Below are 26,678 nucleotides of genomic sequence, written 5' to 3'. Positions count from 1 at the left end.
CCGTTCGAGCGAAAAGCCCCGCAGATGCGGGGCTTTTTTGTGGTCCGCATGCTGCGCGCGGCGCGCTAGCCCGCGTGGATGAAGCGCAATCCGACGCCGGGTTCGGTCGCGATCCAGCGGGGTGCCACGGCATCGTCGCCGAGCTTGCCGCGCAACTTGCCGACCAGGATGCGCACGTAGTGCGCGTCCCCGGTGTGGGTGGGGCCCCAGATCTCGCGGAGCAGTTGCGGTTGCGTGACTACGCGGCCGGCGTGGCGCAGCAGCAGCGACAGCAGTGCGTATTCCTTGCGCGAGAGCGTGAGCAGTTCGCCGTCGAGCGTGACCTCGCGGCGCGCCAGGTCGATGCGCAGGCGACCGTCGTCGAACAGCAGCTCGTCGCCCGGCGCACGGGCATGCTGGCGCAGCAGCATGCGGATGCGCGCCATTAGTTCGGCGGCGCCGAAGGGCTTGGTCACGTAGTCGTTGGCGCCGGCATCGAGCGCGGCCACCTTGCCGGCCTCGTCGCTGCGCACCGACAGCATCACCACCGGCACCTGCGACCAGCTGCGGATCTCGCGCAGCACCGCGTGACCGTCCAGGCCCGGCAGGCCGATGTCGAGCACGACGAGATCCGCGCCCTCGGCGGCCAGCATCGCCAGGCCCTGTTCGCCGTCCTCGGCCAGCGCGACGCGCCAGCCCTGCGCGCGCAGGCTGATGTCGAGGAACTTGCGGATCTGCGGCTCGTCGTCGATGACGAGCACGCGGACCGGCGTCGCGGGCGTGGGGTCAGTCGTGCCGGGCATGGACAGGCTCCGCATCGGGTGGCGGCTGCATCGGCAGCTCGATCCGGATCAGCGTACCGGTGCCGTCCGGCGCACGCAGCGCGCTGACCGCGCCGCCGTGCGCGCCGATCATGCCCTGGCAGATCGTCAGGCCGAGTCCGGTGCCCTTGCGCCCGCGGTCGCCGCGTTCGACGCTGTAGAACATGTCGAAGATGCGGGCGCGCTCGTCGTCGGGAATGCCCGGGCCGCGGTCGGCGATGTCGATGCGCAGCCAGTCGCGCGGATCCTCCTGCGCCGGCGCCGGCACTTGTCGTGCCACCACGCGCACCGGTGCATCCGCCGGAGAGAACTGCGCCGCGTTTTCCAGCACGTTGAACAGCGCCTGTTCCACCAGTGCCGGGTGCACCCACAGCGGCGGCAGATCGTGGGCTAGATCGATCTCGAGCTGCACTTGCGGCCGGTAGCGCCGCAGACGGGCCGCGGCCGAGCCGACGAGTTCGTCGACGCCGATCCAGTCGCGATTGAGCGACAGGCCGTCGTGGCCGAGCCGGGTCATGTCGAGCAGGTTCTGGATGTAGCGGTCCAGGCGTTTGCCCTCGAGCACGATGGTTTCGAGCAGGGCGCGCCGGTCGACGCCGTCCATGGCCTCGCCGTAGCTCGACAGGCTGTCGGCCGAGCCGATCATCGAGGCCAGTGGCGAGCGCAGGTCGTGCGAGACCGACGACAGCAGCGCCGAGCGCAGGCGCTCGGTTTCGCCACCGACACGCGCGCGCTCGAGATCGCTGACCAGATGCACGCGCGAGGCGGCCTGGGCGATGTCGTCGACCATCGCCTGCACCAGACGACGCTGTTCGAGACCCGGACGTGCGGCGCCGTCGGCGAACCGCAGCGCAGCCACGCCGTGGGTCTGCTCGCCTTCGCGCACCGGCAGCAGCCACCAGCGCGATGCCGAGAGCGTGTCGGTAAAGCGGCCGGCCGGCTGGCCGTGACGCAAAACCCAGTCGACCGCGGCGACGTCGAGCTCGGCCGGCATCGGCGTGCCGTTCGCATCGTCACCGAGCTGCAGCCAGACCTCCACGCCGAGTGCGCGCGCGAGCGCATTGCGGCCCGCGGCGATGACCTGGCCACGGTCGGCGGCGCCGGCGAGCTGGCGTCCGAGTGCCTGCAGTCCGGTTGCGTGCGCATTGGCCGCGCGCAGCGCCAGCACCTGCTGCCGCAGGCGGGACGCCAGCCGTCCTGCAACCAGCGCGGCGACCAGGAACAGCACCACCGTCACCAGACTGCGATGCGCGGCGATGTTGAGGGTGAATCGGGGCTCGATAAAGAAGAAGTTGTAGCAACCGAAGCACAGCACCGCGGCGAGCACGGCGACCGACATGCGCGTGCGCGCGGCCACCAGCAGCACTGCGACGATGAAGATCATCGACAGGTCGTCGATGCCCATCCAGCGCTGCGCGGCCCAGCCGATCGCCACCGCCGCCATCGTGGCGAACGTGGCCAGCAGAGCGCCGTACCAGTAGCTGGCATCCTCGGAGAATCGCGCCACACGACGCGCGCGTGCCCGCGCGCCCGGTGTGCTGATGATGACCAGTTCGTAGCGCGCGCCGCGCTGCAGCAGTCGCTGGGTCAGCGTGCGGTTGAACATGCGCGCCAGTGGACGCTCGCGCGTACGACCGACCACGATCGACGAGGCGCCGATGCGTTCTGCATGGTCGAGCAGGCCGGCGGCGATCTCGTCGCCATGCACGACCTCGGTGGTCGCGCCGAGGCTGCGCGCCAGCGCGAATGCACGATCGAGTTCGAGCTGTCTGGCCTCGTCGGCCGCGTGTCCGGACTGCACGGTCACCACCGACCACGGTGCATCGCGGCGTTCGGCGATGCGTCGGCCGGCGCGCACCAGATATTCGGAGGCGCCCAGTCCGTCGATCGCGATCAGCACCTGCCGGCGCAGGGCGTGGCCGGGCAGGCCGCGTGCGGCCTGCGATTCGCGCAGATCGGCATCGACGCGGTCGGCGGCGACCTGCATCGCCAGTTCGCGCAGCGCGGCAAGATTGGAGGGCGAGAAGAAGGCCTGCAGGGCCTGCGCCGCCTGTTCGGGCAGATAGACCTTGCCGGCATTGAGGCGCTCGATCAGTTCGCGCGGCGGCAGGTCGACCAGACGGATGTCGCGCAGGCGGTCGAACACCAGATCGGGCACGGTCTCGCTGACGCGCACGCCGGTGATCGAATGGACCACGTCGTTGAGGCTTTCGAGATGCTGGATGTTGACCGTCGTATAGACGTCGATGCCGGCATCGAGCAGATCGATGACGTCCTGCCAGCGCCGCTCGTGACGGCTGCCCGGCACGTTGCGGTGGGCGAGTTCGTCGACCAGCACCAGCGACGGCTTGCGTGCCAGCACCGCGTCGACGTCGAACTCTTCGAGCGTGCGGGTCGAGCCGACCGCGGGCGTGTACTGCACGCGCTTGCGCGGCAGCACCTCCAGACCGTCGAGCATGGCCGCGGTCTCGCTGCGGCCATGGGTTTCGACGATGCCGACCAGCACCTCGCGCCCCTGTGCACGCAGCTCCTTCGCACGCGCCAGCATCGCCCAGGTCTTGCCGACGCCGGGTGCGGCGCCGAGAAAGACGGTCAGCCGGCCGCTCCCGCCGTCGCGGGCGGCGTCGGCCAACAGGGCATCGGCGCGGGTGTCGCGATCGGCGGGCATGCGCTTATTGTGCGCCGCGCTCGGCGGACAGCGCATCGAGCGCGAGGTTCAGTTCGAGCACGTTGACGCGCGGTGCGCCCAGCAGCCCGAAGGTCTTGCCTTGCGTATGCGCATTGACGAGGGCCTGCACCTGTGCGCCATCGAGGCCGCGGGCGTCCGCGACGCGGGCGACCTGCACGCGTGCACCGTCCGGGCTCACATGCGGATCGATGCCGCCGCCCGAACGCGTGACCAGATCGCCGGGCACTTCGGAAGCGGCGATGCCCTCGCGGGCTGCAACCGCTTCGACGTTGCCGGCGATGGTCGCGCGCAGTTCGGGATTGGTACGTGCCTGGTTGCTGCCGGCCAGCGCCATTGGGTCGTAGTCGGCGGCCGAGGGGCGTGGTGCGAAGTAGCGCGCATCCGCGAACGGCTGTGCCACAAGCGACGAACCGACGATGACGCCGTCGCGCTCGATCAGGCTGCCCTGGGCCTGTGCGGGGAATGCGACGGCGGCGATGCCGGTGGCGGCCAGCGAGTAGCCCAGGCCGAACACGAGCATGGTGGCGACGGCGAGACCGATGGCGGGGCGCAGCAGCGGCCGCTCGGGAATGGCATTTTTCTGCATGGACATGTGGGATTCCTCAGGCGCCGGTCACGGCGGCCAGCGCCAGGTCGATGAGCTTGATCGCGACGAACGGCAACAGCACGCCGCCGACGCCGAAGACGAGCATGTTCCGCCGCAGCAGGGCCGTGGCACTGCCGGCGCGGAAACGCACGCCACGCAGGGCCAGCGGGATCAGCAGGGGGATGATGATCGCGTTGAAGATCAGCGCGGCCAGCACCGCGTTCGACGGGCTCGACAGCTGCATGACGTCCAGCGCGGCCATCGACGGGATCGCGGCGGCGAACAGCGCCGGCAGGATCGCGAAGTACTTGGACACGTCGTTGGCCAGCGAGAATGTGGTCAGCGCACCGCGGGTGATCAGCTGCTGTTTGCCCACCTCGACCACGCGCAGGAGCTTGGCCGGGTCGGAATCCAGATCGACCATGTTGCCGGCTTCCTTGGCGGCCTGGGTGCCCGAGTTCATCGCCAGACCGACGTCGGCCTGGGCCAGCGCCGGGGCGTCGTTGGTGCCGTCGCCGACCATGGCGACGAGGCGGCCACCGGCCTGCTCGCTGCGGATGCGTGCCAGCTTGTCCTCCGGTCTGGCCTCGGCGATGTAGTCGTCGACGCCGGCTTCGGCGGCGATCGCGGCCGCGGTCAGGGGGTTGTCGCCGGTGATCATCACCGTGCGGATGCCCATGCCGCGCAGCTGCGCGAACTTCTCGCGGATGCCGGCCTTGACCACGTCCGACAGCTCGACCACGCCGAGCACGTGCGGGCCCTGCGAGACGACCAGCGGCGTGGCGCCACTGCGCGCGACCTGTTCGACACGGGGACGCAGTTCGGTCGGCACCTGGCCGCCGGCGGCCTGCACATGGGCCACGATCGCGTCGATCGCACCCTTGCGGATCACCCGTGCGGCGCCGTTGCCGGCCGGCACATCGACGCCGCTCATGCGGGTCTGCGCGGTGAAGGCGACGAACTGTGCGCCGGCGGGTTCCTCGATCGCCGTCCCCGGCGTGCGTGCCAGCTTGACGATCGACTTGCCTTCCGGCGTCGGGTCGGCCAGCGAGGCCAGCAGCGCGGCCTCGCGCAGCGTGTCCGGATCGATGCCGGCCAGCGCGTGGAACGCGGTGGCCTGACGGTCGCCGTAGGTGATGGTGCCGGTCTTGTCGAGCAGCAGCACGTCGACGTCGCCAGCCACTTCGACCGCCTTGCCGGACTTCACCAGCACGTTGGCCGACAGCGCGCGGTTCATGCCGGCGATGCCGATCGCCGGCAGCAGGCCGCCGATCGTGGTCGGGATCAGACAGACCAGCAGCGCGATCAGCAGCAGCGGGTCGAGCCTTGCGCCGACGAAACCGGCGATGAAGGGCAGGGTGATCACCACGACCAGAAAGGTCAGGGTCATCGTCGTGAGCAGCAGGCCCAGCGCGATCTCGTTCGGGGTCTTCTGGCGGTTGGCGCCTTCGACCAGCGCGATCATGCGGTCGAGGAAGCTGTTGCCCGGCTCGACGGTGACCTTCACCACGATCTCGTCGGACAGCACTTTGGTGCCGCCGATGACGCCGGAACGGTCGGTGCCGGCCTCGCGCAGCACGGGGGCCGATTCGCCGGTCACCGCGGCCTCGTTGATCGTGGCCACGCCGCGCATGATCTCGCCGTCGGCCGGCACGAGCTCGCCGGCCGAGATGATGACCAGATCGCCCGGACGCAGCTCGCCAGCCGGCACGCGCGTCCCGCCGGTCTGGTCGGCGCTTTCCACGCGGCGGGCGACGAGGTCCTTGCGGGCCCGGCGCAGCGACGCGGCCTGGCCGCGGCCACGGGCCTCGGCAACGGCTTCGGCGAAGTTCGCGAACAGCACCGTCAGCGCGAGCACGGCGGTGACCGCCCAGCCCAGGCCGGGCGAGGACGCGTGACCGAGCAGGGTCAACCCGGTCGTGACCACGGTGCCGAGCCAGACGAGGGCCATGACCGGGTTGCGGACCGCGTGCAGGGGGGACAACTTGCGGAAGGATTCGACCAGGGCGGCGCGCAGGATCGCGGCGTCGAACAGGCCGGGGTTGGTGCCCCGTGCGGGCACGGTGTCTTCGTGGTTGGACATCTGGGCGGTCATCCGACGGATGCAGCCAGTGCGAGATGGTCGGCGACGGGGCCGAGCACCAGCACGGGCATGAACTGGAGGAGGGTCAGGATCACGACGATGGCGATCAGGGTCAGGGCGAAGGTCGGCGTCTCGACGCGCAGCGTGCCGGCGCCTTCCGGTGCGACCCGCTTGACCGCGAGCATCGCGGCGATCGCCAGCGGCAGGATCAGGGCCGGGTAGCGACCCAGTGCGAGCACGAGACTCGCGCTGACGTTCCACCACACCGTGGCGTCACCCAGACCTTCGAAGCCCGAGCCGTTGTTGGCGAATGCCGACGTGTACTCGTAGAACACCTGGCTGATGGCGTGGAAATCCGGATTCGAATTGCCGGTCAGCGCGGGCACGGCCAGGGTGATCGCGGTGAAGCCCAGCAGCACGACCGGCTGCAGCAGCACCAGGGCGGCGAGCAGGCGTACTTCGGGCGCCTCGATCTTGCGGCCGAACAGTTCCGGCGTTCGCCCGGTCATCAGGCCGGCGACGAACACCGACAGCAGCAGATAGACCAGAAACTGCTGCAGGCCGCAGCCGATCCCGCCCCAGATCGCGTTGACGAGCATGTTGGACAGCGTCACCAGACCGGTCAGCGGGGCCAGCGAGTCGTGCATCGCGTTGACCGAGCCGTTGGACGTCTGCGTGGTCAGCGCGGCCCACAGTGCGGAGGGCGCGGCGCCGAAGCGCACTTCCTTGCCTTCCATCAGGGCCACGTCGGTCGACGTCGGCGAGGCCGATTCGGACCACACCGCGAAGCCGGCGGAGGCCAGGGACATCGTCAGCATCGTGCCGAACACCAGCGCGGTGAGACGCTTGCGGCCGGTGAAGGCACCGACCATGAACACGATCGAGACCGGCAGCAGGATGATGGCCAGCGTTTCGAGCAGATTCGCGAACGGCGTCGGGTTCTCGAGCGGCACTGCGCTGTTGGGGCCGTACCAGCCGCCACCGTTGGTGCCGAGCTGCTTGACCGCGACCATCGCCGCGACCGGACCCAGCGGAATCTTCTGCGACGCCATTCCGGTCGTGGTGTCGACCGGCGTGATCTCGGGACCACCGGCCAGCGTCGAGGGCACGCCCTGACTGGTCAGCAGCACGGTCCACAGCAGGCCCAGCGGCAGCATGACGCGCACGGCGGGACGGATGACGTCGGCCCAGAAGTTGCCGACATCGGCCTGGCGCGGCTGGGAATCCTGCGGCCGTCCATAGCGATACTCCACCGGCTCCGGAACCACCGGCCCGGCCATCCCTGGCCGGTCGCTCGCGGGCGCCGCCGATGCCGGCACGGCATCGGTCGACGGCGCGCCCGCTCGCCCACCGAAGAACGCGCGCAGCGTGGCGACGACGAGGGCCAGGCCCATCATCGGCGTGACCACCTGCAGACCGACGATGCCGGCCATATGCGACAGATAGGACAGCTGTGCCTGGCCGGAGTAGTGCTGCTGGTTGGTGTTGGTCAGGAACGACACCATCGTGTGCAGCGCGAGGTCCCAGGACATGTCGGGCGCGGCATTGGGATTGAGCGGCAGGCTGCCCTGGGTCATCAGCAGCACCCAGACCAGCACGGCGAGCACCGCATTGCTGGCCAGGAACGCCAGCGCATAGCCCTTCCAGCCCATGCCCCGGTCGGGACGGGTGCCGAGCAGGGCATAGAGCGGGCCCTCGATGCGTGAGAACACGCGGTCGCCGGGCATCGGCGCACCGCGCATGACCGCAGCGAGATACCGGCCCAAAGGCCAGCCAAGCGCGATGGCGAGTACGAATACGAGAATGAATTCAGTCATGGCGGCGGTTTCCGGACCGGGCGGTGTGACGTGTGATCAGACAGAACAGGGCCGCGGCACCGAAGACGGCGAACACGAGTCCTGCCAGGGCCTTGAGAAGGTCGATCGACACCGGTCGGGTGTCAGAACGAGGCCTGCAGTGCGGCTTCGATGCGCGAGCCGGCCAGAGCACCGAAGCCGCGTTCGGCGGCGCTGTCGGTCTCGTGCGCGGTCAGGCGCAGTTCGAGCGGAGATGCGAAGGCCCACACCGCGCCGACCTGCAGGTGCGCGTAGTCCTCGTAACCTCTGTTGCCCGCCAGCCAGTAGTGGCCGGCCGCGGTTTCGAAACGGAACGTGTCGGAGACCGGCAGGCGCGCGCCGATCGTGGCGTAGGTGCCCGAGGTGTCGGTGGCCAGCGCGTCGTTCGAGTGGCCCACCTGCACCCAGTAGTGTTCCAGCCAGGTCAGCGTGGCGATGGCTTCGGTCCAGTCGAGGTCGACCGTGGTGGAGGGATAGAGGTAGTGCGTGAGATTGACGTCGAGCGCCAGCGTGTCGGACAGCGCGCCCGACCAGCCGGCGACGAGGTCGACTTCGGTCGAGGCCCGGGTGTCCGGCGCGAACTCGACGCTCGAACCCCAGGCCTGCGCGTAGAAGCCGGTGTCGCTGGCGACCTTGAAGCTGGCCTGCACAGCCGGGTCTTCATTGCTTTGGCTGGTGCCGCGCCACACGTAGTCGGTGGTGATCGCGGCGGCGCCGCTGAAATCGACGGCATGTGCGGTGCTGATGGCACTGGTGGCGAGGGCCAGGCCAAGCGCCAGACGGCGCGCGATGGAAGTGTTGCGGTTCATCATCGGGTTCCAGGCGGAGACGGTCCGCCGAGTCCCGGAAGTGTCGATCCGGCCCCCGTAAAGTCTCCATGGCGTGCCGGGCGCCACGGCGTAAATTCCACGTAAACCTTCCCGGAACCCGGAAACGCGAACGGCCGTCTTTCGACAGCCGTCCGGTATTGCTCGCAGTGCGGCGGGCGCCGCTGCGGCATCAGCGTGCCGCAGGTGCCCAGCGCAGTGACAGGCCGTACTCGCGACCGGGCTGGTAGTACCAGGCGACGGTCTCGTAGTCCTTGTCGAGCACGTTGGTGGCGCGGGCTTCGAGCGTCCAGTCGGGCGTGAACGCCCACGCGGCGCGCAGATCCAGCGTGCCGTAGCCGGCGACACGCACGGTGTTGGCCGCGTTGTCGTAGCGGCTGCTGCTCGCGCGCAGCGTGGTGCCCAGACGGAACTCGCCGAAGGCGCGGTCGATGTCGAGTCGGCCGCTGTTGCGCGCGCGGCGTGCCAGCAGGTTGCCGTTGTTGGCGTTGTCGCTACGGTCGCGCGGGTCGACATGGCTCAGTTCGGTCGACAGGTCGAAACCGGCCAGCGTGGTAGCGAACGTCAGCTCGGCGCCGCGGATGCGCGCTTCCTGGATGTTCTGCGGCACGAAGTTGCGGTCGAGGAAGATCAGGTCGTCGACGCGGCTCTCGAACGCATTGAACGACCAGCTCCACGCGTCCCCGTACTGCGCAAGGCCCACGTTGAGCGTCTTCGCACGCTCAGGCTCGAGATCCGGATTGCCGCTGCCGAAAGGGAAGTAGAGGTCGTTGAAGGTCGGCGCCTTGAAGCTGGTCGCGGCGCTGGCGTTGAGGCGCAGGCCGTGATCCAGGTCCAGACCCCAGCCGAGGCTGCCGGTGGTGTGGCCGCCGAACTGCTCGTTGTCGTCGTGACGCACGCCGGCCTGCACGCGGTGCGCGCCGAAACGCGCGGTGTAGTCGGAGAACACGGCGAAGTTGGTGCGCGAGGTCAACGCATAGTCGGTGTCGCTCTCGACATTGTCGGACATCCAGTCGAAACCGAGCGAGAAGCGTTGGGTTGGCGCCAGACCGAAATCGGCCTGCACCGATGCGGTGTCGCGACGCGTGTCGATCTGGCCGACATCGACGCGCGTGCCGGCATCGATGTCGCGGAAGTAGGTCGTCGACTCGTCGTAATTGCGGCCGGCCTGCGCGGTCAGCGTGACGACGTCCGACGGTGCATAGGTGAGCTTGCCGCCGGCGACCTGCTGCACGTTGTCGGCCTCGTTGCCGCCGAAGACGCTGCCGTCGTATTCGTTGAACGCCTCGGCGCGCAGGGCGTTGGCTTCGAACGTCAGGCCATCGGCCAGTTCCACGCCGCCGCGGAGGTTGAGCGAGCGGTTGCGGTAACCGTCGCGGTCGGGCTCGTCGACGAAGCAGCCCTGGAACAGCGTGCCCGAGCCGCGGCAGCTGTCGATGCCGTCGGTGCGCTGGAACGCCGCGTCCACGCCGAACCAGCCGCGGCCCGCGCGGCCGCCGATGCCGGCGCTGGCCTCGCGCAGGTCGTGGCTGCCCACGCCGATGCGCGCATGCGGCGTGATTGCGCCGGTGTTGCGACGGGTGAAGATCTGGATGACGCCGCCGATGGCTTCGGAGCCGTACAGGCTCGAACGCGGGCCACGGACGATCTCGACGCGTTCGATCTGGTCGACCGGAATGTCTTGGAACGCGGCGAGGCCGGCAGTGGCCGAGCCGATGCGCACGCCGTCGACCAGCACCAGCACGTGGTCCGATTCGCTGCCGCGCATGAAGACCGAGGTCAGCTTGCCGGGGCCACCTGAGTTGCCGATCTGGATGCCGGCGCGGCCGCGCAGCAGTTCGGGCAGGTCGCGCGCCTGGGTGCGCTCGATCTCGGCACGGTCGATGACCTGGGCCGGCACGATGGTGTCGCCCAGCGTGCTTTCGCTGCGATTGGCGGTGACGAGCACGGTGTCGAGATCACGCGCATCGCCGGCGGTGGCGGCCGCGACGAACGGCGAGGCGAGGGCGGCGACGATCGCCACGGTGAGAGTACGGAACGGCATTGCGGTCTCCTCGGCGCGTGCACCCACGCACGCGGTGATGTGGACGACCACGAGAGACGGATGCCGGGCACGACCGGACGCGCGCGCAGGCTGTCCGGAACGCCGCCGCGATGCCCGCCGCATCGCAATCGAAGAAGACTCCGGGGCCGGTCTCCGGACTCGCGCGTGGGATCGCTCCCGGGCGTCGCGCCTTCCCGTGCCGGAGCACAGTGGCGGATGCGACGCTTGCACGCGCTTACCGTTGCGGGGGCAGTGCCGGACTGGCGCCGTGGCGCGTCACCGGCTTCCCGTTTCAACCCGGACGGCGGAATGCCGACGGGTCACCTCGAAGCTGGCGCGGATTGTACGTGAGCTGCGGCGCGAACGCGGATGGCGTCGTCCGGGCCGCGGGCGCGATCAGTCGTCGCGACGCCCGAACAGCGAATCGAGCGGGCCGTCAGACGCGCCGTCATCGTCGGCCGGACTGTCGTCACCAGTGGTGGTGACCGGACCTGCGGCATTGCGCGCGCGCGGGTCGGGGAGCAGGGCGATCGCGGCTTCCGCCGCTTCGACCAGTTGCAGCCGGCGGGCTTCGGGCACGTCCTGCCAGTGGCAGTCGAGCAGCGCGCCTTCCAGCGAATACAGCAGATTGAGGCTGGGCTTGAAGCCGGCGCGGCGCACCTTGACGAAGGCCTCGACCGCACCTGCGGCTTCCAGATCCTCGCGCGTGCGCAGGCCCACCTGGCGCAGCCACGCCGCGGATTTCGGACCGATGTTGCGCAGCTTGGCCCCTGTCACGCGGCAGCCTCCGGATAGGTGCTCTCGATAAAGATCGCGGCGATGGCTTCCAGGCCCGCCTGGTCTTCAACGTCGAAGCGCGCCGGCAGCGGACTGTCGAGATCGAACACGCCAATCAGGCGTTCGCCGGCGTAGAGCGGCACCACCAGCTCCGAGCGCGAGGCGCTGTCGCAGGCGATGTGGCCGGGGAATGCATGCACGTCGTCGACGCGCTGGGTCTGGCGCGTCCGCGCGGCGGCGCCGCAGACGCCCTTGTCGAGCGGAATGCGCACGCAGGCCGGCAGGCCCTGGAACGGACCGACGACGAGTTCGGTGCCATCGAAGAGGTAGAAGCCGACCCAGTTGAGATCGGGCAGCGCGTGATTGACCAGTGCCGAGAGGTTGGCGGCGTTGGCGATCATGTCGCGCTCGCCGTGCAGCAACGCGCGTGCCTGGGCCGCCAGCGCGGCATACTGCTCCGGCTTGGAGCCGTCGAGGGGAGAGGACGTGAACATGCCCGCGAGTGTAGCAGCGGCTCCGCCCGCGCCCGATCCGGTGGCCGCGCTGCCGCGCGATGCCGACGGCGACCTTGTGGCAGGGCCTGCCCGGCAGCATCTACTGCACGCTCGCGGTGCTGAAGCCGTGGTATGGCGTGCGCAGTGCGCGCGAACTGGTGCGCGTGCGCGCCGCACAGACCTGATCGGATCCGCATGACCGCCCGCAGTTTCCTCGTGACCGGCACCGACACCGGCATCGGCAAGACCCATTCCAGCGTGGCGCTGCTGCACGCACTTCGCGCGCACGGCCTGCGCGCGGTCGGCATGAAGCCGATCGCCAGCGGATGCGACTGGATCGACGGCGGCTGGCGCAACGAGGATGCGCTGGCGCTGCAGGCCGCCAGCGATCCGACACCGGCGTACGACGACATCAATCCGGTGGCGCTGCCCGAACCGACCGCGCCGACACTGGCCGCGATCGCGGCCGGTGTCAGCGTCGATGTCGCCGCACTGCACGCCGCGCACGCGCGCCTCGCCGCCAGCGCCGATGTCGTGCTGGTCGAAGGCGCGGGCGGCTGGGATGCGCCGCTCGCCGACGGGCTGGAACATCACGATCTGGCGCGGCATCTGGGCGGCGCGGTGGTGCTGGTCGTCGGTCTGAAACTCGGCTGCCTGAGTCACGCCCGGCTGACCGCACGTGCGATCGCTGCCGATGGCTGCCGCCTGGTCGGCTGGGTCGGCAACCGCATCGATCCGGACTTCGCCCGTGCCGACGACTACATCGGATTACTGACGCAGGCGCTGCCTGCACCGTGCCTGGGCGTGCTGCCGTCCGTGGACGCAGGTGGCGATGCCGGTCGACTGTCGCTCGATCCGGCGTGGATAGACGCGCTGTAGAGATCCAGGGATTCGGCGGCGACGGGTGTCGCTGTGCGCTATCCATCCTGCGAACGCGGAGTGCCGCCCGCCGACATCGGCAGTTCGATGCTGACGTGCAGGCCTTCGATGCGGCCATCGCGCGCGATGCGGTTTTCCAGTCGCAGATGTCCGCCGTGGGCCTGCACCACCGCGTCGGCGATGCTCAGGCCCATGCCGATGCCATCACCGGACGCGCGTGCGCTGTCGAGGCGCACGAAGGGTTCGCGCACGCGCGACAGCGCGTCGTCGGGAATGCCGGGGCCGTCGTCGTCGATCTCGATGCAGGCCCGGCCGGCGCGCACCGACAGGTCCACGCGCGCGCGCAGGCCGTAACGCACGGCGTTCTCCACCAGATTGGTCATCGCCCGGCGCAGGCTGGCCGGCCAGGCCGGCACCGGGACGCCGATGCGACCGGCGATGCGCACGTCGGCATCGGTCTCGGCGAGGTCGGCGGCGACCGCCTCCATCAGCGCGTCCAGATCCATCGGCTCCAGCGCAGGCGCGCCGGCGCGGCCCTGGAAATAGTCGAGGATCGATTCGGTGATCGCCTGCATGTGCGCGACATCGCCCTGGAACCGTTGACGCAGGTCCGCGTCCTCGATGCGCTCGGTGCGCAGGCGCAGCCGGGTCAGCGGCGAGCGCAGGTCGTGCGAAACCGCGGCGAGCAATTGTTCGCGGCTGGCGAACTCGGCGCGCAATGCGGCCTGCATGCGGTTGAAGGCCTTGGCGGCGCGCTGCACTTCGCGCGGGCCGCGCGTGTCGAGCGGCGGGCTGTTGACGTCGCGTCCCAGTGCCTGCGCCGCATCCGCGAGGCGGCGCAGCGGTCGCACCAGCCAATGCACCACCAGCAGCGACAGCAGCAGGATCAGGCCCATGCGTAGGCCGTAGATCCGCAGCACGTACTCGAAGGTCGCACGCGTCGACTGCAGGCGCATGCCGGCCTGGCCGCTGCGGATCGACACCTGCCACCACTGCCCGCGCGCGTCGGCGACTTGCAGCCGGTACCGCGCTTCGGGCATGCGCGCACCGAACACGGCCGCGCCCGTGGCCGCCCGTCCGCGGTCGTCGTAGAGCGTGATCTGCTGCAGATGCAGTGGCCGTGGCGCGCCGAGCTGCACCGCCACCGCATCGGCCAGCAGACTCTCGATGGTCGCGTCACGGAACGTCTGCCGCGACGCGGCGGGCACCGCGATGCGCTGCACCTCGAAGCCGGGACGGATCGTGTCCGGCGGATCGCCATCGCGAGGTGCCGCTTCGACGCCTGCCAGCCAGCGCCCGATCTCGACGCCGGCCACGCGCGCCGGCACTTCGTTGACCTGGTCGTAGCGGACGTCGAACCAGATGGTGCCGGTCAGCAGTTGCGCCAGCAGCATGCCGCCGACCAGCGCCAGCACCAGCCGCCCGAACAGCGTGCGCGGACCGCGCCAGCGCCGGCGTGTGACCGGCTCAGTCGCCGCCATCGACGTCGGCCGACAGCAGATAGCCTTCGTTGCGCATCGTGCGGATCAGCATCGGCTTCCGCGCATCGTCGCCCAGGTGCTGGCGCAGGCGGCTGACGCAGACGTCGATCGCGCGGTCGACCGGCGCGCGGTCGCGGCCGTAGACATGGTCGATCAGGGTGTCGCGGTCGATCGGCCGATTCGGCGACTGCAGCAGCACCCGCAGCAGCCGATAGTCGGCGCCGCCGAGGCTGACGATGCGGCCGTCGGGCGCGCGCATCTGCCGGGTGACGGTGTCGAGCGTCCAGCCGGCGAAACGGAACTGCCGCGCGGGCACCGAACCGCGGGGTTCGCCGCCGGCACTGCGCCGCAGGACGCCACGGATGCGCGCCAGCAGTTCGCGCGGCTCGAAGGGCTTGGCCATGTAGTCGTCGGCGCCGATCTCCAGGCCGGCGATACGGTCGGTCGCCTGGCCGCGCGCGGTCAGCATGACCACCGGCACCTGGCTGTCACGCCGCAGCTGGCGGCACAGCGCCAGGCCGTCGACGCCCGGAAGCATCACGTCGAGGACGACCAGATCGACCGGCGACAGGCCAAGCCGCGTCCACATCGCGTCACCATCGGCGGCGGTGCTCGCACGCAGGCCGGCCGATTCGAGATAGTCCGCGAGCAGACCGCGGATCTCCGGATCGTCGTCGACGATCAGGACGTGCGGCGGCTGCGGTTTCGGTGCGCGGAGCGACGGCGGCATGGACACGGGGCGGGCGGGGAAACGCCCATGATCCCAGAAGGCCACCATCCGATGGGTCCACATACCGCCGACGCGTTGCACGTGGCGGCGGAAACGGAACGGGCGGACACGTCGCCGCGCCCGCCCGTCCTCGTCGACACCCGGATCAGTGTCCCTGCGGCACCGGTGCCGGATCGGCGTCGTCGCGGCGATCGGCGTCGCGCGCCTCGACCGCGTCGCGGTCATGGCTGTGGTCGCGGGCCAGCAGCAGATAGAACGCCGGCAGCACGAACAGCGTGAACGCCGTGCCGATCGACATCCCGGCCGCGATCACCAGACCCATCGAGAAGCGCGCCGCCGCGCCCGGACCGCTGGCGATCAGCAGTGGCACCATCGCGAACACCAGCGCCGCGGTCGTCATCAGTACCGGGCGCAGGCGGATCGCCGCGGCGCGTTCGATGGCCTCGGCCTTCGACACGCCTTCGTTGATCTGCAGCTTGTTGGCGAACTCCACGATCAGGATGCCGTGCTTGGAGATCACGCCGACCAGTGTCACCAGTCCAACCTGGGTGTAGATGTTGATCGACATGCCGGGGAAGGCCTCGATGCCCGCGAACTGCAGGATGCCGGCCAGCAAGGCCAGCGCATTGAGCACCAGCAGCGCACCGCTGATCGCCATCGGCACCGTCGCCAGCATGATCACCGCATCGCGGAAGCTCTCGAACTGCGCGGCCAGCACCAGGAAGATGATCACCAGCGCGAAGGCCAGCGTGATCAGCATCGTGGTGCCTTCCTGCTTGAACTGCCGCGACTCGCCGGCGTAGTCGACGCTGTAACCCTGCGGCAGCACCTCGGCGGCGATCTCGTCGAGCACCCGGATCGCCTCGCCCTTGGTCACGCCGGGGCGCGGCGCGAAGGTGACGCCCACCGCGTTGAGCTGCTGGAAGCGCTTGAGCGATTGCGGCTGCGCACTTTCCTTGAAGCTCACCACCGTCGACAGCGGAATCAGCTCGCCGTCGCGGGTGCGGGTGTAGTAGTTGCCCAGCTGCTCGGCGTTGAGCCGGTCGCTGCGCTGCACCTGCGGAATCACGCGATACGACCGGTTCTGCATCGCGAAGCGGTTGACGTAACCGCCGGCCAGCAGCGCGCTCATGTCGGCCGCCAGCGTGCGCATGTCGATGCCGAGCAACGCCGCCTTGTCGCGGTCGATCTGCACCTCCACGCGCGGTTTGTCGATCTTGAGATCCTTGTCGAGGAAGATGAAGCGGCTGCTCGCCTGCGCACGCGACACCACTTCATCGGCGATCTCCGACAACTGCTCGAGCGAGCCGATACCGCCGATCAGGAACTCGCCACCACCATCGCCACCGGCCGACGGCAACGACGGCGGCACCAGCGCGAAGATGTTCAGACCGGTGATCTCGGCCAGCTTGGGCTGCAGGTCCTGCTGCAGGATCTGGTTGGTCGAGCGCTCGCGCTGGCTCCAGGGCTTCATCACGAAGCCGCCCATCGCGCTGTTGCTGCCGCCCATGCCACCAAAGCCGCCGTTGAACAGGAAGAAGTCGTTGATCTCGGGGATTTCCTTGACCACCGCGGTCATTTCCTCGGTGTAGGACTCCACGTAATCGAGCGTGCTGGCCGCGTCGGCGCTGCCGATCGCGAACACGAAGCCCTCGTCCTCCGGCGGCGCGGGTTCCTTGGGTGCGCCGACGTAGAGGAACACGCACGACACCAGCACGATCGCGCCGAACACCAGGATCACGCTGCGCGTCTGCAGCGCGCCGTGCAGCCTGCGCTGGTAACCGCGCTCGACCGACTCGAACTTCCGGTCGAGCCACTTCTCCAGCCGGCTCTTGCTGCTCTCGCCGTGCGGCTTGAGGATCTTGGCGCACATCATCGGTGTCAGCGTCAGCGCGATGATGCCCGACAGGAACACGGCGCCGGCCAGCGTGAACGCGAACTCGGTGAACAGCACGCCGGTCAGGCCGCCCTGGAAGCCGATCGGCAGATACACCGCGATCAGCGTCGTGGTCATCGCGACCACCGGCCAGGCCAGTTCGCGCGACCCGCGGATCGACGCATCGAACGGCGACATGCCTTCTTCGATGTGACGGTGGATGTTCTCCAGCACGATGATCGCGTCGTCGACCACGATGCCGATCGCCAGCACCATCGCCAGCAACGTCAGCAGGTTGATCGTGAAGCCCATCAGCAGCATCAGGAACAGCGCGCCGACCAGCGACAGCGGCACGGTGACCGCGGGAATCAGCACGCTGCGGAACGAGCCCAGGAACAGGTAGATCACCACGATCACGATGATCACCGCCTCGATGATCGTGCGGATGACCTCGTTGATGCCGTCCTGGATCGATTCGGTGCTGTCGTAGGGAATCGTCGCCTCGATGCCTTCGGGCAGCTGCGGCACGATCTCGGTGTCCCAGGCGCGGCGTACGTCGGCAATCACGTCGAGCGCGTTCGCGTCCGGCGAGACGTAGATGCCCATGAAGGTCGCCGCGGCGCCGTTGATGCGCACCGAGGAGTTGTAGTTCTCCGAGCCCAGCTGCACGTCGGCGATGTCGCCCAGCCGCACGATCGCGCCGTCGGCCTCGCGCACCACTAGCGCACGGAATTCCTCGGGCGTGCGCAGGTCGGTGCGCGCGGTCAGGTCCACCGACACCATCTGGCCCTTGGTCGAACCCAGCGCGGACAGCACATTGTTGGACTGCAGTGCGGTGTAGACGTCGCTGGCGGTCACGCCGAGCGCGGTCATGCGGTCGGGCTTGAGCCACACGCGCATCGCGAACGAACCCGGGCCCATGATCTCGGCGCGCTGCACGCCCGGAATCGTGGCGATCTTCGGCTCGACCGCGCGCGTGAGGTAGTCGGTGATCTGGTTGTCGTTGAGCTGGTCACTGGCGAAGGACACGTACATCGCCGCCACCTGCTGGCCCTGCTGCAGGTCGATGACCGGGTCCTCCGACTCGGCCGGCAGTTCGCTGCGCAGCTTGTTGACCTTGGCCGCGATCTGCGTGAGCGCCTCGTTCGGGTCGTAGTCCAGGCGGATGTAGGCCTGGATCACGCTGACACCGGCGGAGCTGGTCGATGTCAGATAGTCGATGCCCTCGGCGCTGGCGACCTCGCGTTCCAGCGGCGTGGTGATGAAGCCCTGGATCAGGTCGGCGTCGGCGCCGAAATAGGTCGTGCTGATGTTGACGACCGCATTCTGCAGCTCGGGGTACTGGCGCACGTTGAGCTCGGAGAACGCGCGCAGGCCGAACAGCAGGATGAAGAGGCTGACGACCATCGCCAGCACCGGTTTGCGGATGAAGATGTCGGTGAATTTCATCTCGGTCTCCCCCGCGCGGTGTCGCGCGGGTCAGGGAGCGGGGCGGGCGCGGGACGCCCGGACACGTCGATCAGGTGGCGGGGCGCGCGATCAGCGGTTCTCGGGCGTCGGCGCGGCGTCCGCGCTCGGCTGCACGCGATTGTTGATCGTCACCACCGCGTCGTTGCGCAGCTTCAGCAGGCCGCTGGTCGCGACGCGCTCGCCGGGCTTGAGACCGTCGGTGACCGCGATCAGGTCGCCGCGGGTCGCGCCGGTGGTCACGAAGCGCTGGCGCACGATCAGCGTCGGGCCCTGCTGCGCCGCATCGCCTTCGGCCTTGGGCGCGTCGGGATCGGCAGGCTTCTCGGACACCACGTAGACCGCGTTGCCGTAGGGATTGAAGGTCACCGCGGTCTGCGGAATCACCACCACGTTCTGCTCGCCGCCGACGGCCAGGCCCACGCGCGCGAATGCGCCTGGGCGCAGCTTGCCGTCGGGGTTGGACAGCGTCGCCTGGACCATGAAGTTGCGCGTGCCGGCGTCGACCGACGGCTCGATCGCGGTGATCGTGCCCTCGAACCGCTCGCCCGGCAGCGCATCGACGACGGCCTGTAGCGTGGCGCCTTCGCGGACCAGCGGCAGCTGCTGCTCGGGCAGGGCGAAGTCGACGAAGATCGGATCGAGCTGCTGCAGGCCCACGATCGCCGTACCCGGCGACACGTACTGGCCCAGATTGACCTTGCGGATGCCCAGCACACCGTCGAACGGTGCGCGGATGGTCTTCTGCGCGATCAGCGCACGCTGCGCTTCGACCTCGGCCAGCGACGTCGCCGCCTGCGTCGCGCGTTCCTCGACCTCGGCCTTCGACACCAGCTGGGTCTCGCCCAGTTCGCGCCAGCGGTCGCGCTGCACAACCGCGAGCTTGGCCGCGGCCTCGCTGGCGCGCAGCACCGCGAGTTCGTTGTCGGTATTGAGTTCCACCAGCACCGTGCCAGCCTTGACCGGCTGGCCCGGTTCGAACGACAGCCTGCGCACCACGCCACCGGCTTCGGTGGTGACGTCAGTGCCGTTGACGGCGACCAGCGTGCCCACCGCCTCGAGCGGTGTCGACCACGACTGCTGCACGGCATCGAAGGTGGTGATCGCGACCGGCGGCTGCGGCATGTTGTCGAAGAAATCGTTCATGCCCTTGCCCATCAGGGCCTTGGCCAGGAACACGCCGCCGAAGACGACGGCAACGGCGATCAGCATGAGGATCATGCGCAAGCGCGGACGTGGTTTGCGCGGGGCTTCTGTGCGGGACATGGGTCGGTTCCGTCAGGAGATGGGAAGGGAGGGCGGCAGGTCGGGCACGATGCTGGACCAGTCGGTATCGAACACATCGCGGCTCACGCGGGCGATCAGCGCGTCGAGCACGGCGTCGTCGCCGGCATCGACCAGCGGCTGCCAGCCGTAGCCGTTGAACAGGTACTGCAGCTGCCGGATCAGCAGCCGGTAGGGATCGCCGGTCAGCGCGGTGTCGATCAGGCCCTGCTGCTGCACCAGCGAATGCATGCCCACTGTCATCGCCCACGGCCCCATCGTCAGCGCCTCGATCGTCAGCGCGTTGCCCGGCAGTTCGCCGCGTGCGCGGCCCTCGGCGACGATGCCGTCGATCAGGCCTGCCAAGGGTTCGCACGCGGCCAGCGCACGGCGCCGGCTCTCGTCCGACGCCGCGCCCCAGACCACGTCGGTCCAGACGAACTGCGCCAGACGGAAGTGCTCGGGCTGCTCGCGCAGGATCAGCAGATCGGCCAGCACCACGGCGAGCATGCGCTCGCGGGTCGGGCCGTTCCACTTCGCGGCGCGTTCGAACAGTTCGACACGGCTGAAGCTGTTGCGCGTGGCCAGCGCGACCAGCAGGTCTTCCTTGCTGGCGAAGTGCTTGTACAGCGTGCCGATCGCGTAGCCGCATTCCTCGGCCACGCGCGCCATCTGCAGCGACAGCAGGCCGTCGCGCTGGATCTGCGCCTGCGCCGTGTCGAGAAACACGCCCTCGCGCGCGGCGACTTCGCGCTGGCGACGGGCGAGGGCGGTGGGCATCGGAGGCATGGCTGAACGCGGGGTGTCGGGCGGCGCGGAGTATGAACCCGGTTCACGACGTGAGCAAGATTCGTTTTCACCGGCCACGCACCGGATGCAACGCAGCATCGCGCGCGGTCACCCGCCAATGACTTCCGTCACGGTGCGAAGCGCAAGCTGAATTAGCTATACTGGCCGGTATAGTAAATCCCGTCCCACCTCTCCCCCAGGTCCTCCCCATGCGCCGACTCCTCTCCATTGCCGTGCTCGCCGCGGCGCTTTCCGCCTGCGGTCAACAAGAGGAGCAGGCGCCGCCTCCGCCGCCCGAGGTGGGCGTGCTGACCGTCCAGCCGACCAGCGTCGCGCTGGAGCAGGAGCTCGTGGGCCGCCTCGCACCGTTCCGCAGCGCCGACGTGCGCGCCCGCGTGCCGGGCGTGCTCGAGCGCCGCGTCTACCAGGAGGGCAGCGACGTCCAGGAAGGCGACGTGCTGTTCCGCATCGATCCGGCCCAGCTGCAGGCCGCGCTGGGCACCGCCCAGGGCGCACAGGCGCAGGCGCAGGCCAATTACGCGAACTCCAAGACCGCAGCCGATCGCGCGCGGCAGCTGGCGCCGACCAACTTCATCTCCAAGTCCGATCTGGACAACGCGATCGCCGCCGAGCGCAGCGCCGAGGCCGCCCTGCAGGCTGCGCGCGCGTCCACCCAGACCGCGCAGATCAATCTCGGCTACGCCACCGTGCGTGCGCCGATCTCCGGCCGCGCCGGCAAGCAGCAGGTCACCGAGGGCGCGCTGGTCGGCCAGGGTGATTCCACGCTGCTGACCACGGTCGACCAGATCGACCCGCTGTACATCAACTTCTCGATGAGCGCCGGCGACTTCAACCGCATCCGTTCGATGCCGCTCGACCGCGGCGCGGGCAGCGGCCAGGTCGAGATCGTGCTGGCCGACGGCACGGTGCACGACCAGCTGGCGACGCTCGATTTCTCGGGCGACGTCGTCGATCCGTCCTCCGGCGCGGTCCAGCTGCGCGCGACGCTGCCCAATCCCGATCGCCGCCTGCTGCCCGGTGTTTACGTGACCCTGCGCGCCAACATGGGCCAGCAGAACGGCGTGTTCCTGGTGCCGCAGGCCGCGGTGCTGCGCGACGCCAACACCGCCTACGTGCTGGTGGCCGGCGAGGGCGACAAGGTGGTCCGCAAGCCGGTCCGCACCGATCGCGCGCAGGATGGCCAGTGGGTGATCACCGAAGGCCTCGCAGCCGGCGACCGCGTCATCGTGAGCGGCGTGCCGAAGGCGCGTCCCGACGCGGTGGTCTCGCCCAAGCCCTGGTCGCCGGAACAGGCCCAGGCCGCACCGGGTGCCGCCCCGGGTGCAGCGCCCGCCGGCACTGGCAGCGCGCCCGCAGGTGACGCGGCCGCGCCGGCAACGACCGAAGACGCGCCCGCGGCGCCGCAGGATGCCGCCGGCCAGGCGCCCGCTGCGAACGACGCGCAGGACTGATCCGCCATGCCCAAGTTCTTCATCAACCACCCGGTCTTCGCCTGGGTCGTCTCCATCCTCATTTCGCTGGCGGGCGTGATCTCGCTGCTGAACATGGGCGTGGAGTCGTATCCGAGCGTCGCACCGCCGCAGGTCACCGTCTCGGCGACCTATCCCGGCGCCAGCGCCGACACCACCGAACGCGCGGTCACACAGGTCATCGAGCAGCAGCTGACCGGTATCGACAACCTGCTGTACTTCAGTTCGACCTCGAGTTCGTCCGGTCGCGCCAGTGTCACGCTGACCTTCGAGACCGGCACTGATGCCGACATCGCCCAGGTGCAGGTGCAGAACAAGGTCTCGCTCGCGACGCCGCGCCTGCCCAGTGAAGTGGTCCAGCAGGGCGTCGTCGTGGCCAAGGCCAACGCCGGCTTCCTGATGGTCGTGGGCCTGCGTTCGAGCGACCCGACGGTCACCCGCAACCAGCTCAACGACCTCATCGGTTCGCGCGTGCTCGAGCAGATTGCCCGCGTGCCGGGCGTTGGCAGCACCCAGCAGTTCGGTTCCGAGTACGCCATGAACATCTGGCTCAACCCGGACCAGCTGCAGGGTTATGGCATGTCGGCCACCCAGGTCATGGCCGCGGTGCGCGGGCAGAACGTGCAGTTCGCCGCGGGTTCGGTCGGCTCCGATCCCGCGCCGGAAGGCCAGGGCTTCACCGCCACGGTCTCGGCGGAAGGCCGCTTCAGCACGCCCGAGCAGTTCGAGAACATCATCCTGCGTGCCGACAACGACGGCGCCACGGTGCGCCTGAAGGATGTCGCCCGCGTGGCGATCGGCGCCTCGGGCTACGGTTTCGACACCAAGTACAACGGTCAGCCGACCGGTGCGTTTGCGATCCAGCTGCTGCCCGGCGCCAACGCGCTGACGGTGGCCAGCGCGGTCGAGGCGCGCATGGACGAACTGCAGCCCTCGTTCCCGCAGGGCATCGAGTGGTTCAAGCCCTACGACACCACCACCTTCGTGACGCTGTCGATCAAGGAGGTCATCAAGACCCTGATCGAGGCGGTGATCCTCGTGTTTCTGGTGATGCTGCTGTTCCTGCAGAACCTGCGCGCGACGATCATCCCGACGCTGGTGATTCCGATCGCACTGCTGGGCACCTTCCTGGGCCTGAGCATGCTCGGCTACACGATCAACCAGCTGACCTTGTTTGCGATGGTGCTGGCGATCGGCATCGTGGTCGACGATGCGATCGTGGTGATCGAGAACGTCGAACGCATCATGGCCGAGGAGCATCTGCCGCCGCGCGAGGCGACGATGAAGGCGATGGACCAGATCACCGGCGCCGTCGTCGCGATCACCGTCGTGCTGGCCGCGGTGTTCATCCCCAGCGCGCTGCAGGGCGGCGCCTCGGGCGAGATCTACAAGCAGTTCGCGATCACGATCGCGGTCGCGATGGGCTTCTCGGCGTTCCTCGCGCTGGGCTTCACGCCGGCGCTGTGCGCGACCTTCCTCAAGCAGCACGCACCGCCGGGCGAGCGCAAGGACAACGTCGTCGTCCGCACGTTCAACAAGTACTACGACCGCGTCAACCGCACCTACGTCGGCCACATCGGCAGCGCCGTGCGTCATGCGCCGCGCTGGATGGCGGTGTTCGTGGTGCTGTGCGTGGTCTGCGCCTTCCTCTACATCCGTCTGCCGTCGAGCTTCGTGCCCGAGGAGGACCAGGGATATGCGCTGGCGATCGTGCAGCTGCCGCCGGGCTCGACCCTGCAGCGCACCAACGCGGTGTTCGAGGACGTGCGCGCACGCCTGGAGCAGAACCCGTCCTATGAGGCGATGCTGCAGGTCGCGGGCTTCAGCTTCGTCGGCCAGGGCGAGAACGTCGGCATGGGCTTCATCAAGCTCAAGGACTGGGACGAGCGCGACGTCGACATCAACGGCTTCCTCGGCGAGGCCAACGGCGCATTGCAGGGCGTCAAGGACGCAACGATCTTCGTCGTGAACCTGCCCACGGTGCAGGGTCTGGGCCAGTTCGGCGGCTTCGACATGTACCTGCAGGACCGCACCGGTGCCGGCAACGCGGCTCTGCAGCAGGCGCGCAACCAGCTGCTGGGCGCGGCGGCGCAGCGGACCGACGTGCTGCAGGGCGTGCGTCCGAACACTCTTGAAGACGCGCCGCAGCTGCGCCTGAACGTGGATCGCATCCAGGCGCAGTCGATGGGCCTGTCGGTGAACGACATCTACGGCGCCATCCAGCTGATGCTGGCACCGGTCTACGTCAACGACTACGTGTCCGACGGCCGCATCAAGCGCGTCAACATGCAGGCCGATGCGCAGTACCGCACCGACCCGGGGTCGATCGGCCGCTTCTACACGCCGAGCACCATGTCGACCAATGCCGACGGCACGCCGACGATGATTCCGCTGAGCACGGTGGTCAAGCCGGAGTGGGGCGCCAGCACGCCGTCGCTGACGCGCTACAACGGCTATTCGGCGATCAACATTGTCGGCTCGCAGGCGCCCGGTCGCAGTACCGGTGAAGCGATGGCCGCAATGGAGGAGATCGTCGAGAACGAGCTGCCCGAAGGCTTCGGCTACGACTGGGCGGGCATGTCCTACCAGGAGATCATCGCGGGCAACACGGCGACGCTGCTGTTGCTGCTGTCGGTGGTGGTGGTGTTCCTGTGTCTGGCCGCGCTCTACGAGAGCTGGTCGATTCCGGTCGCTGTGTTGCTGGTGGTGCCGCTGGGCATCCTCGGCGCGGTGGTCTTCACGATGCTGCGTCCGGGCCTGTCGAACGACATCTTCTTCAAGATCGGCATGGTCACGGTGATTGGCCTGGCCGCGAAGAACGCGATCCTGATCGTCGAGTTCGCCGTGCAGCAGTACCGGGAAGGCAAGACGCTGCGCGATGCGACGGTGGAAGCGGCGAACCTGCGTTTCCGCCCGATCCTGATGACCTCGTTCGCCTTCATCATGGGCGTCACGCCGATGGCGCTGTCGAGCGGCGCCGGTTCCAGTGCCCGTCACGCGCTGGCCACCGGCGTGATCGGCGGCATGCTGTTCGCGACCTTCCTCGGCCTGCTGATGATCCCGGTGTTCTTCATCATCGTGCGCCGCGTACTGGGCGACAAACTCGACCAGCCCGATCCGCGCCTGGAGGCATCGCGCGAACGCGAACGTCCGCTGGACGACGCGGACGACACACGCCCGGCGCACTGACGCCCGTCGCGTGTCGAACCGACGAAGGCCGCCCCGCAAGGGCGGCCTTCGTCTTTGCAGGCGCGCCCGCGGCTGTGCGGCGAGGGCCGGATATGCTGTCGGCCCGCCACGGAGTTCCCATGACGTCACTGCGTATCGCCATCGTCGGCTACGGCACGGCCGGACAGGCCGCCGCGGTCCTGCTGGCACGCGATGGCCACCGCATCGACGTCTTCGAGCGCGCGCCCGAGCCCGGCCCGGTCGGCGCGGGTTTCCTGCTGCAGCCCAGCGGCCTGCAGGTGCTGTGGCGCATGGGCCTGCTCGCGCAGGTGCTGGCGCATGGCGCGCGCGTCGATCGCCTGTACGGCGAAACGCCGTGCGGTCGCGCGGTCATGGACATGCGCTATGCCGGACTCGACGCGCGCCTGTACGGCGTCGGCCTGCAGCGCGGCGCGCTGTTCTCGATCCTCGATGCGGCGCGGGATGCGGGCGTGCGTCTGCGGGCCGGCATCACGATCGAAGGACCCGACGATGCCGACGATCGCTGGCTGCGCGACGCCGACGGTGGACGCCACGGCCCCTACGATCTGGTCCTGGCCGCCGATGGCGCGGCGTCCCGTCTGCGCGGGCGGCTCGGCGGCGTGCGGCGCGATGCGGTGTATCCCTGGGGCGCGCTGTGGTGCCTGCTCGACGCGGGCGACTGGCGGCATGTTCGCGAGCTGCGCCAACGATACGTCGCCGCGCGCCGCATGATCGGGCTGCTGCCGGTGGGCACGCGTCCGGGCGACGACACGCGGCGGCTGAGTTTCTTCTGGAGTCTGCCGATCGCCGCCTTCGACGGCTGGCAGTCCACCGCGCTCGACGACTGGCGCGACACGGTCACCGCGATCTGGCCCGAGGCCGCGCGTCTGCTCGGCGCGACGACCACCCACGCGCAACTTGCGCGCGCAACCTACCGCGACGTGACGCTGACGCAGTGGCACCGCGGCCGCTGGGTGCTGCTGGGCGATGCTGCGCATGCGATGAGTCCGCAGCTGGGGCAGGGCGTCAACATGGCGCTGCTCGATGCCGAGGCGCTCCGCGATGCGCTGCGGACCGGTGACGTGTCCGAAGCGCTGGCCACGTATGCGCGCGTGCGTCGCACCCACGTGGCGGTGTACCAGTTCTGGAGCCGCTGGCTGACGCCGGTGTTCCAGTCCGATCGCGATCTCGTCGCGCGTGCACGTGACATCGCTTTCCAGCCGATGGGCCGGTTGCCCGGTGGCCGCGGACACATGCTGCGGGTGTTGAGCGGGACGCAGCTCGGGATGTTCGGGACCTTGGCCTTGGAAGACGCGTTCGTGACGGCGATGGAGACCCACGCGCGGCACTGAAGAGTGGAGGCGCGATTGCGCGCAGTC

General features: G+C 69.2%; 19 protein-coding genes and 1 riboswitch. Of the genes, 5 read left to right on the top strand and 14 right to left on the bottom strand.

Annotated elements, in window-relative coordinates:
* Positions 1-65 precede the first annotated feature (65 nt).
* The 9 genes from E2F49_RS04455 to E2F49_RS04415 form a co-directional block, all read right to left on the bottom strand.
* Positions 66-782 carry a response regulator gene (locus tag E2F49_RS04455; protein ID WP_133392774.1) on the bottom strand — a complete coding sequence of 239 codons (717 nt, stop codon included), beginning with the start codon at positions 780-782 and terminating at the stop codon, positions 66-68.
* A complete protein-coding gene (locus tag E2F49_RS04450; RefSeq protein ID WP_133392773.1) occupies positions 766-3,468 on the bottom strand; it encodes a sensor histidine kinase in 2,703 nt (900 codons plus the stop codon). The genes E2F49_RS04455 and E2F49_RS04450 overlap by 17 nt, the downstream gene beginning before the upstream one ends.
* A gap of 4 nt (positions 3,469-3,472) precedes the next feature.
* Positions 3,473-4,075 (bottom strand): potassium-transporting ATPase subunit KdpC, encoded by a 603-nt coding sequence (gene kdpC / locus E2F49_RS04445; RefSeq protein ID WP_133393452.1) that lies wholly within the window; start codon positions 4,073-4,075, stop codon positions 3,473-3,475.
* Positions 4,076-4,091: 16 nt separating this feature from the next.
* Positions 4,092-6,158, bottom strand: coding sequence for a potassium-transporting ATPase subunit KdpB (kdpB, locus tag E2F49_RS04440; RefSeq protein ID WP_133393451.1), 2,067 nt, complete (start codon positions 6,156-6,158; stop codon positions 4,092-4,094).
* A gap of 8 nt (positions 6,159-6,166) precedes the next feature.
* Positions 6,167-7,975, bottom strand: coding sequence for a potassium-transporting ATPase subunit KdpA (kdpA, locus tag E2F49_RS04435; protein ID WP_133392772.1), 1,809 nt, complete (start codon positions 7,973-7,975; stop codon positions 6,167-6,169).
* Between the two features lie 122 nt (positions 7,976-8,097).
* Positions 8,098-8,802: a TorF family putative porin gene (locus E2F49_RS04430; protein ID WP_133392771.1), complete on the bottom strand. Its 705-nt coding sequence runs from the start codon at positions 8,800-8,802 to the stop codon at positions 8,098-8,100.
* Positions 8,803-8,992: 190 nt separating this feature from the next.
* Positions 8,993-10,864 carry a TonB-dependent vitamin B12 receptor gene (btuB, locus tag E2F49_RS04425; protein ID WP_133392770.1) on the bottom strand — a complete coding sequence of 624 codons (1,872 nt, stop codon included), beginning with the start codon at positions 10,862-10,864 and terminating at the stop codon, positions 8,993-8,995.
* A 127-nt stretch (positions 10,865-10,991) separates the two neighbouring features.
* A riboswitch (cobalamin riboswitch) is annotated at positions 10,992-11,207 on the bottom strand.
* A 53-nt stretch (positions 11,208-11,260) separates the two neighbouring features.
* Entirely contained in the window at positions 11,261-11,641 is a 381-nt protein-coding gene (locus tag E2F49_RS04420) for a TfoX/Sxy family protein (protein WP_133392769.1), read from the bottom strand.
* Positions 11,638-12,135 (bottom strand): GAF domain-containing protein, encoded by a 498-nt coding sequence (locus tag E2F49_RS04415; RefSeq protein WP_055248389.1) that lies wholly within the window; start codon positions 12,133-12,135, stop codon positions 11,638-11,640. The genes E2F49_RS04420 and E2F49_RS04415 overlap by 4 nt, the downstream gene beginning before the upstream one ends.
* Before the next feature lie 59 nt (positions 12,136-12,194).
* Here E2F49_RS04415 and E2F49_RS16705 point away from each other — a divergent pair, with 59 nt between their 5' ends.
* Both E2F49_RS16705 and bioD read left to right on the top strand, forming a co-directional pair.
* Positions 12,195-12,320 carry a hypothetical protein gene (locus E2F49_RS16705; RefSeq protein ID WP_279487043.1) on the top strand — a complete coding sequence of 42 codons (126 nt, stop codon included), beginning with the start codon at positions 12,195-12,197 and terminating at the stop codon, positions 12,318-12,320.
* 10 nt (positions 12,321-12,330) lie between these two features.
* On the top strand, positions 12,331-13,014 hold the full coding sequence (bioD, locus tag E2F49_RS04410) for a dethiobiotin synthase (RefSeq protein ID WP_133392768.1): 684 nt from the start codon (positions 12,331-12,333) through the stop codon (positions 13,012-13,014).
* Between the two features lie 38 nt (positions 13,015-13,052).
* Here bioD and E2F49_RS04405 read toward each other — a convergent pair whose 3' ends face one another.
* From E2F49_RS04405 to E2F49_RS04385, 5 genes are all read right to left on the bottom strand, one after another.
* The gene (locus E2F49_RS04405; protein WP_133392767.1) at positions 13,053-14,495 is read right to left on the bottom strand and encodes an ATP-binding protein; all 1,443 of its coding nucleotides are present in this window, start codon (positions 14,493-14,495) and stop codon (positions 13,053-13,055) included.
* Complete coding sequence (locus tag E2F49_RS04400) at positions 14,482-15,225, bottom strand: response regulator transcription factor (RefSeq protein ID WP_133392766.1); 744 nt, start codon at positions 15,223-15,225, stop codon at positions 14,482-14,484. Before E2F49_RS04400 ends, E2F49_RS04405 begins: the two co-directional genes overlap by 14 nt.
* A 145-nt stretch (positions 15,226-15,370) precedes the next feature.
* A complete protein-coding gene (locus E2F49_RS04395; protein ID WP_133392765.1) occupies positions 15,371-18,550 on the bottom strand; it encodes an efflux RND transporter permease subunit in 3,180 nt (1,059 codons plus the stop codon).
* Between the two features lie 90 nt (positions 18,551-18,640).
* Positions 18,641-19,834: an efflux RND transporter periplasmic adaptor subunit gene (locus tag E2F49_RS04390; protein ID WP_208004802.1), complete on the bottom strand. Its 1,194-nt coding sequence runs from the start codon at positions 19,832-19,834 to the stop codon at positions 18,641-18,643.
* A 12-nt stretch (positions 19,835-19,846) separates the two neighbouring features.
* A complete protein-coding gene (locus E2F49_RS04385) occupies positions 19,847-20,611 on the bottom strand; it encodes a TetR/AcrR family transcriptional regulator (RefSeq protein ID WP_055248374.1) in 765 nt (254 codons plus the stop codon).
* A 218-nt stretch (positions 20,612-20,829) separates the two neighbouring features.
* Between E2F49_RS04385 and E2F49_RS04380 the strand changes: the two genes are divergently transcribed.
* The 3 genes from E2F49_RS04380 to E2F49_RS04370 all read left to right on the top strand — a co-directional run bounded on the left by E2F49_RS04380 (position 20,830) and on the right by E2F49_RS04370 (position 26,651).
* Positions 20,830-22,092: an efflux RND transporter periplasmic adaptor subunit gene (locus tag E2F49_RS04380; RefSeq protein ID WP_133392763.1), complete on the top strand. Its 1,263-nt coding sequence runs from the start codon at positions 20,830-20,832 to the stop codon at positions 22,090-22,092.
* Positions 22,093-22,098: 6 nt separating this feature from the next.
* A complete protein-coding gene (locus E2F49_RS04375) occupies positions 22,099-25,299 on the top strand; it encodes a multidrug efflux RND transporter permease subunit (RefSeq protein ID WP_133392762.1) in 3,201 nt (1,066 codons plus the stop codon).
* Positions 25,300-25,418: 119 nt separating this feature from the next.
* Positions 25,419-26,651 (top strand): FAD-dependent oxidoreductase, encoded by a 1,233-nt coding sequence (locus E2F49_RS04370; protein WP_133392761.1) that lies wholly within the window; start codon positions 25,419-25,421, stop codon positions 26,649-26,651.
* Positions 26,652-26,678 lie beyond the last annotated feature (27 nt).

Source organism: Luteimonas terrae, assembly GCF_004358165.1.
GTDB lineage: Bacteria > Pseudomonadota > Gammaproteobacteria > Xanthomonadales > Xanthomonadaceae > Luteimonas > Luteimonas terrae.
Note: the sequence above shows the minus strand (reverse complement) of the source record. Positions and strands in the feature narration are given on the sequence as shown.

Coding starts and splice junctions, on each gene's coding strand:
- bioD (WP_133392768.1), top strand. CDS start 12,331: ATGACCGCCCGCAGTTTCCTCGTGACCGGCACCGACACCGGCATCGGC.
- E2F49_RS04375 (WP_133392762.1), top strand. CDS start 22,099: ATGCCCAAGTTCTTCATCAACCACCCGGTCTTCGCCTGGGTCGTCTCC.
- E2F49_RS04455 (WP_133392774.1), bottom strand. CDS start 782: ATGCCCGGCACGACTGACCCCACGCCCGCGACGCCGGTCCGCGTGCTC.
- E2F49_RS04390 (WP_208004802.1), bottom strand. CDS start 19,834: ATGTCCCGCACAGAAGCCCCGCGCAAACCACGTCCGCGCTTGCGCATG.
- E2F49_RS04380 (WP_133392763.1), top strand. CDS start 20,830: ATGCGCCGACTCCTCTCCATTGCCGTGCTCGCCGCGGCGCTTTCCGCC.
- kdpB (WP_133393451.1), bottom strand. CDS start 6,158: ATGTCCAACCACGAAGACACCGTGCCCGCACGGGGCACCAACCCCGGC.
- btuB (WP_133392770.1), bottom strand. CDS start 10,864: ATGCCGTTCCGTACTCTCACCGTGGCGATCGTCGCCGCCCTCGCCTCG.
- kdpC (WP_133393452.1), bottom strand. CDS start 4,075: ATGCAGAAAAATGCCATTCCCGAGCGGCCGCTGCTGCGCCCCGCCATC.
- E2F49_RS04385 (WP_055248374.1), bottom strand. CDS start 20,611: ATGCCCACCGCCCTCGCCCGTCGCCAGCGCGAAGTCGCCGCGCGCGAG.
- E2F49_RS16705 (WP_279487043.1), top strand. CDS start 12,195: ATGCCGACGGCGACCTTGTGGCAGGGCCTGCCCGGCAGCATCTACTGC.
- E2F49_RS04400 (WP_133392766.1), bottom strand. CDS start 15,225: ATGCCGCCGTCGCTCCGCGCACCGAAACCGCAGCCGCCGCACGTCCTG.
- kdpA (WP_133392772.1), bottom strand. CDS start 7,975: ATGACTGAATTCATTCTCGTATTCGTACTCGCCATCGCGCTTGGCTGG.
- E2F49_RS04405 (WP_133392767.1), bottom strand. CDS start 14,495: ATGGCGGCGACTGAGCCGGTCACACGCCGGCGCTGGCGCGGTCCGCGC.
- E2F49_RS04395 (WP_133392765.1), bottom strand. CDS start 18,550: ATGAAATTCACCGACATCTTCATCCGCAAACCGGTGCTGGCGATGGTC.
- E2F49_RS04415 (WP_055248389.1), bottom strand. CDS start 12,135: ATGTTCACGTCCTCTCCCCTCGACGGCTCCAAGCCGGAGCAGTATGCC.
- E2F49_RS04450 (WP_133392773.1), bottom strand. CDS start 3,468: ATGCCCGCCGATCGCGACACCCGCGCCGATGCCCTGTTGGCCGACGCC.
- E2F49_RS04370 (WP_133392761.1), top strand. CDS start 25,419: ATGACGTCACTGCGTATCGCCATCGTCGGCTACGGCACGGCCGGACAG.
- E2F49_RS04430 (WP_133392771.1), bottom strand. CDS start 8,802: ATGAACCGCAACACTTCCATCGCGCGCCGTCTGGCGCTTGGCCTGGCC.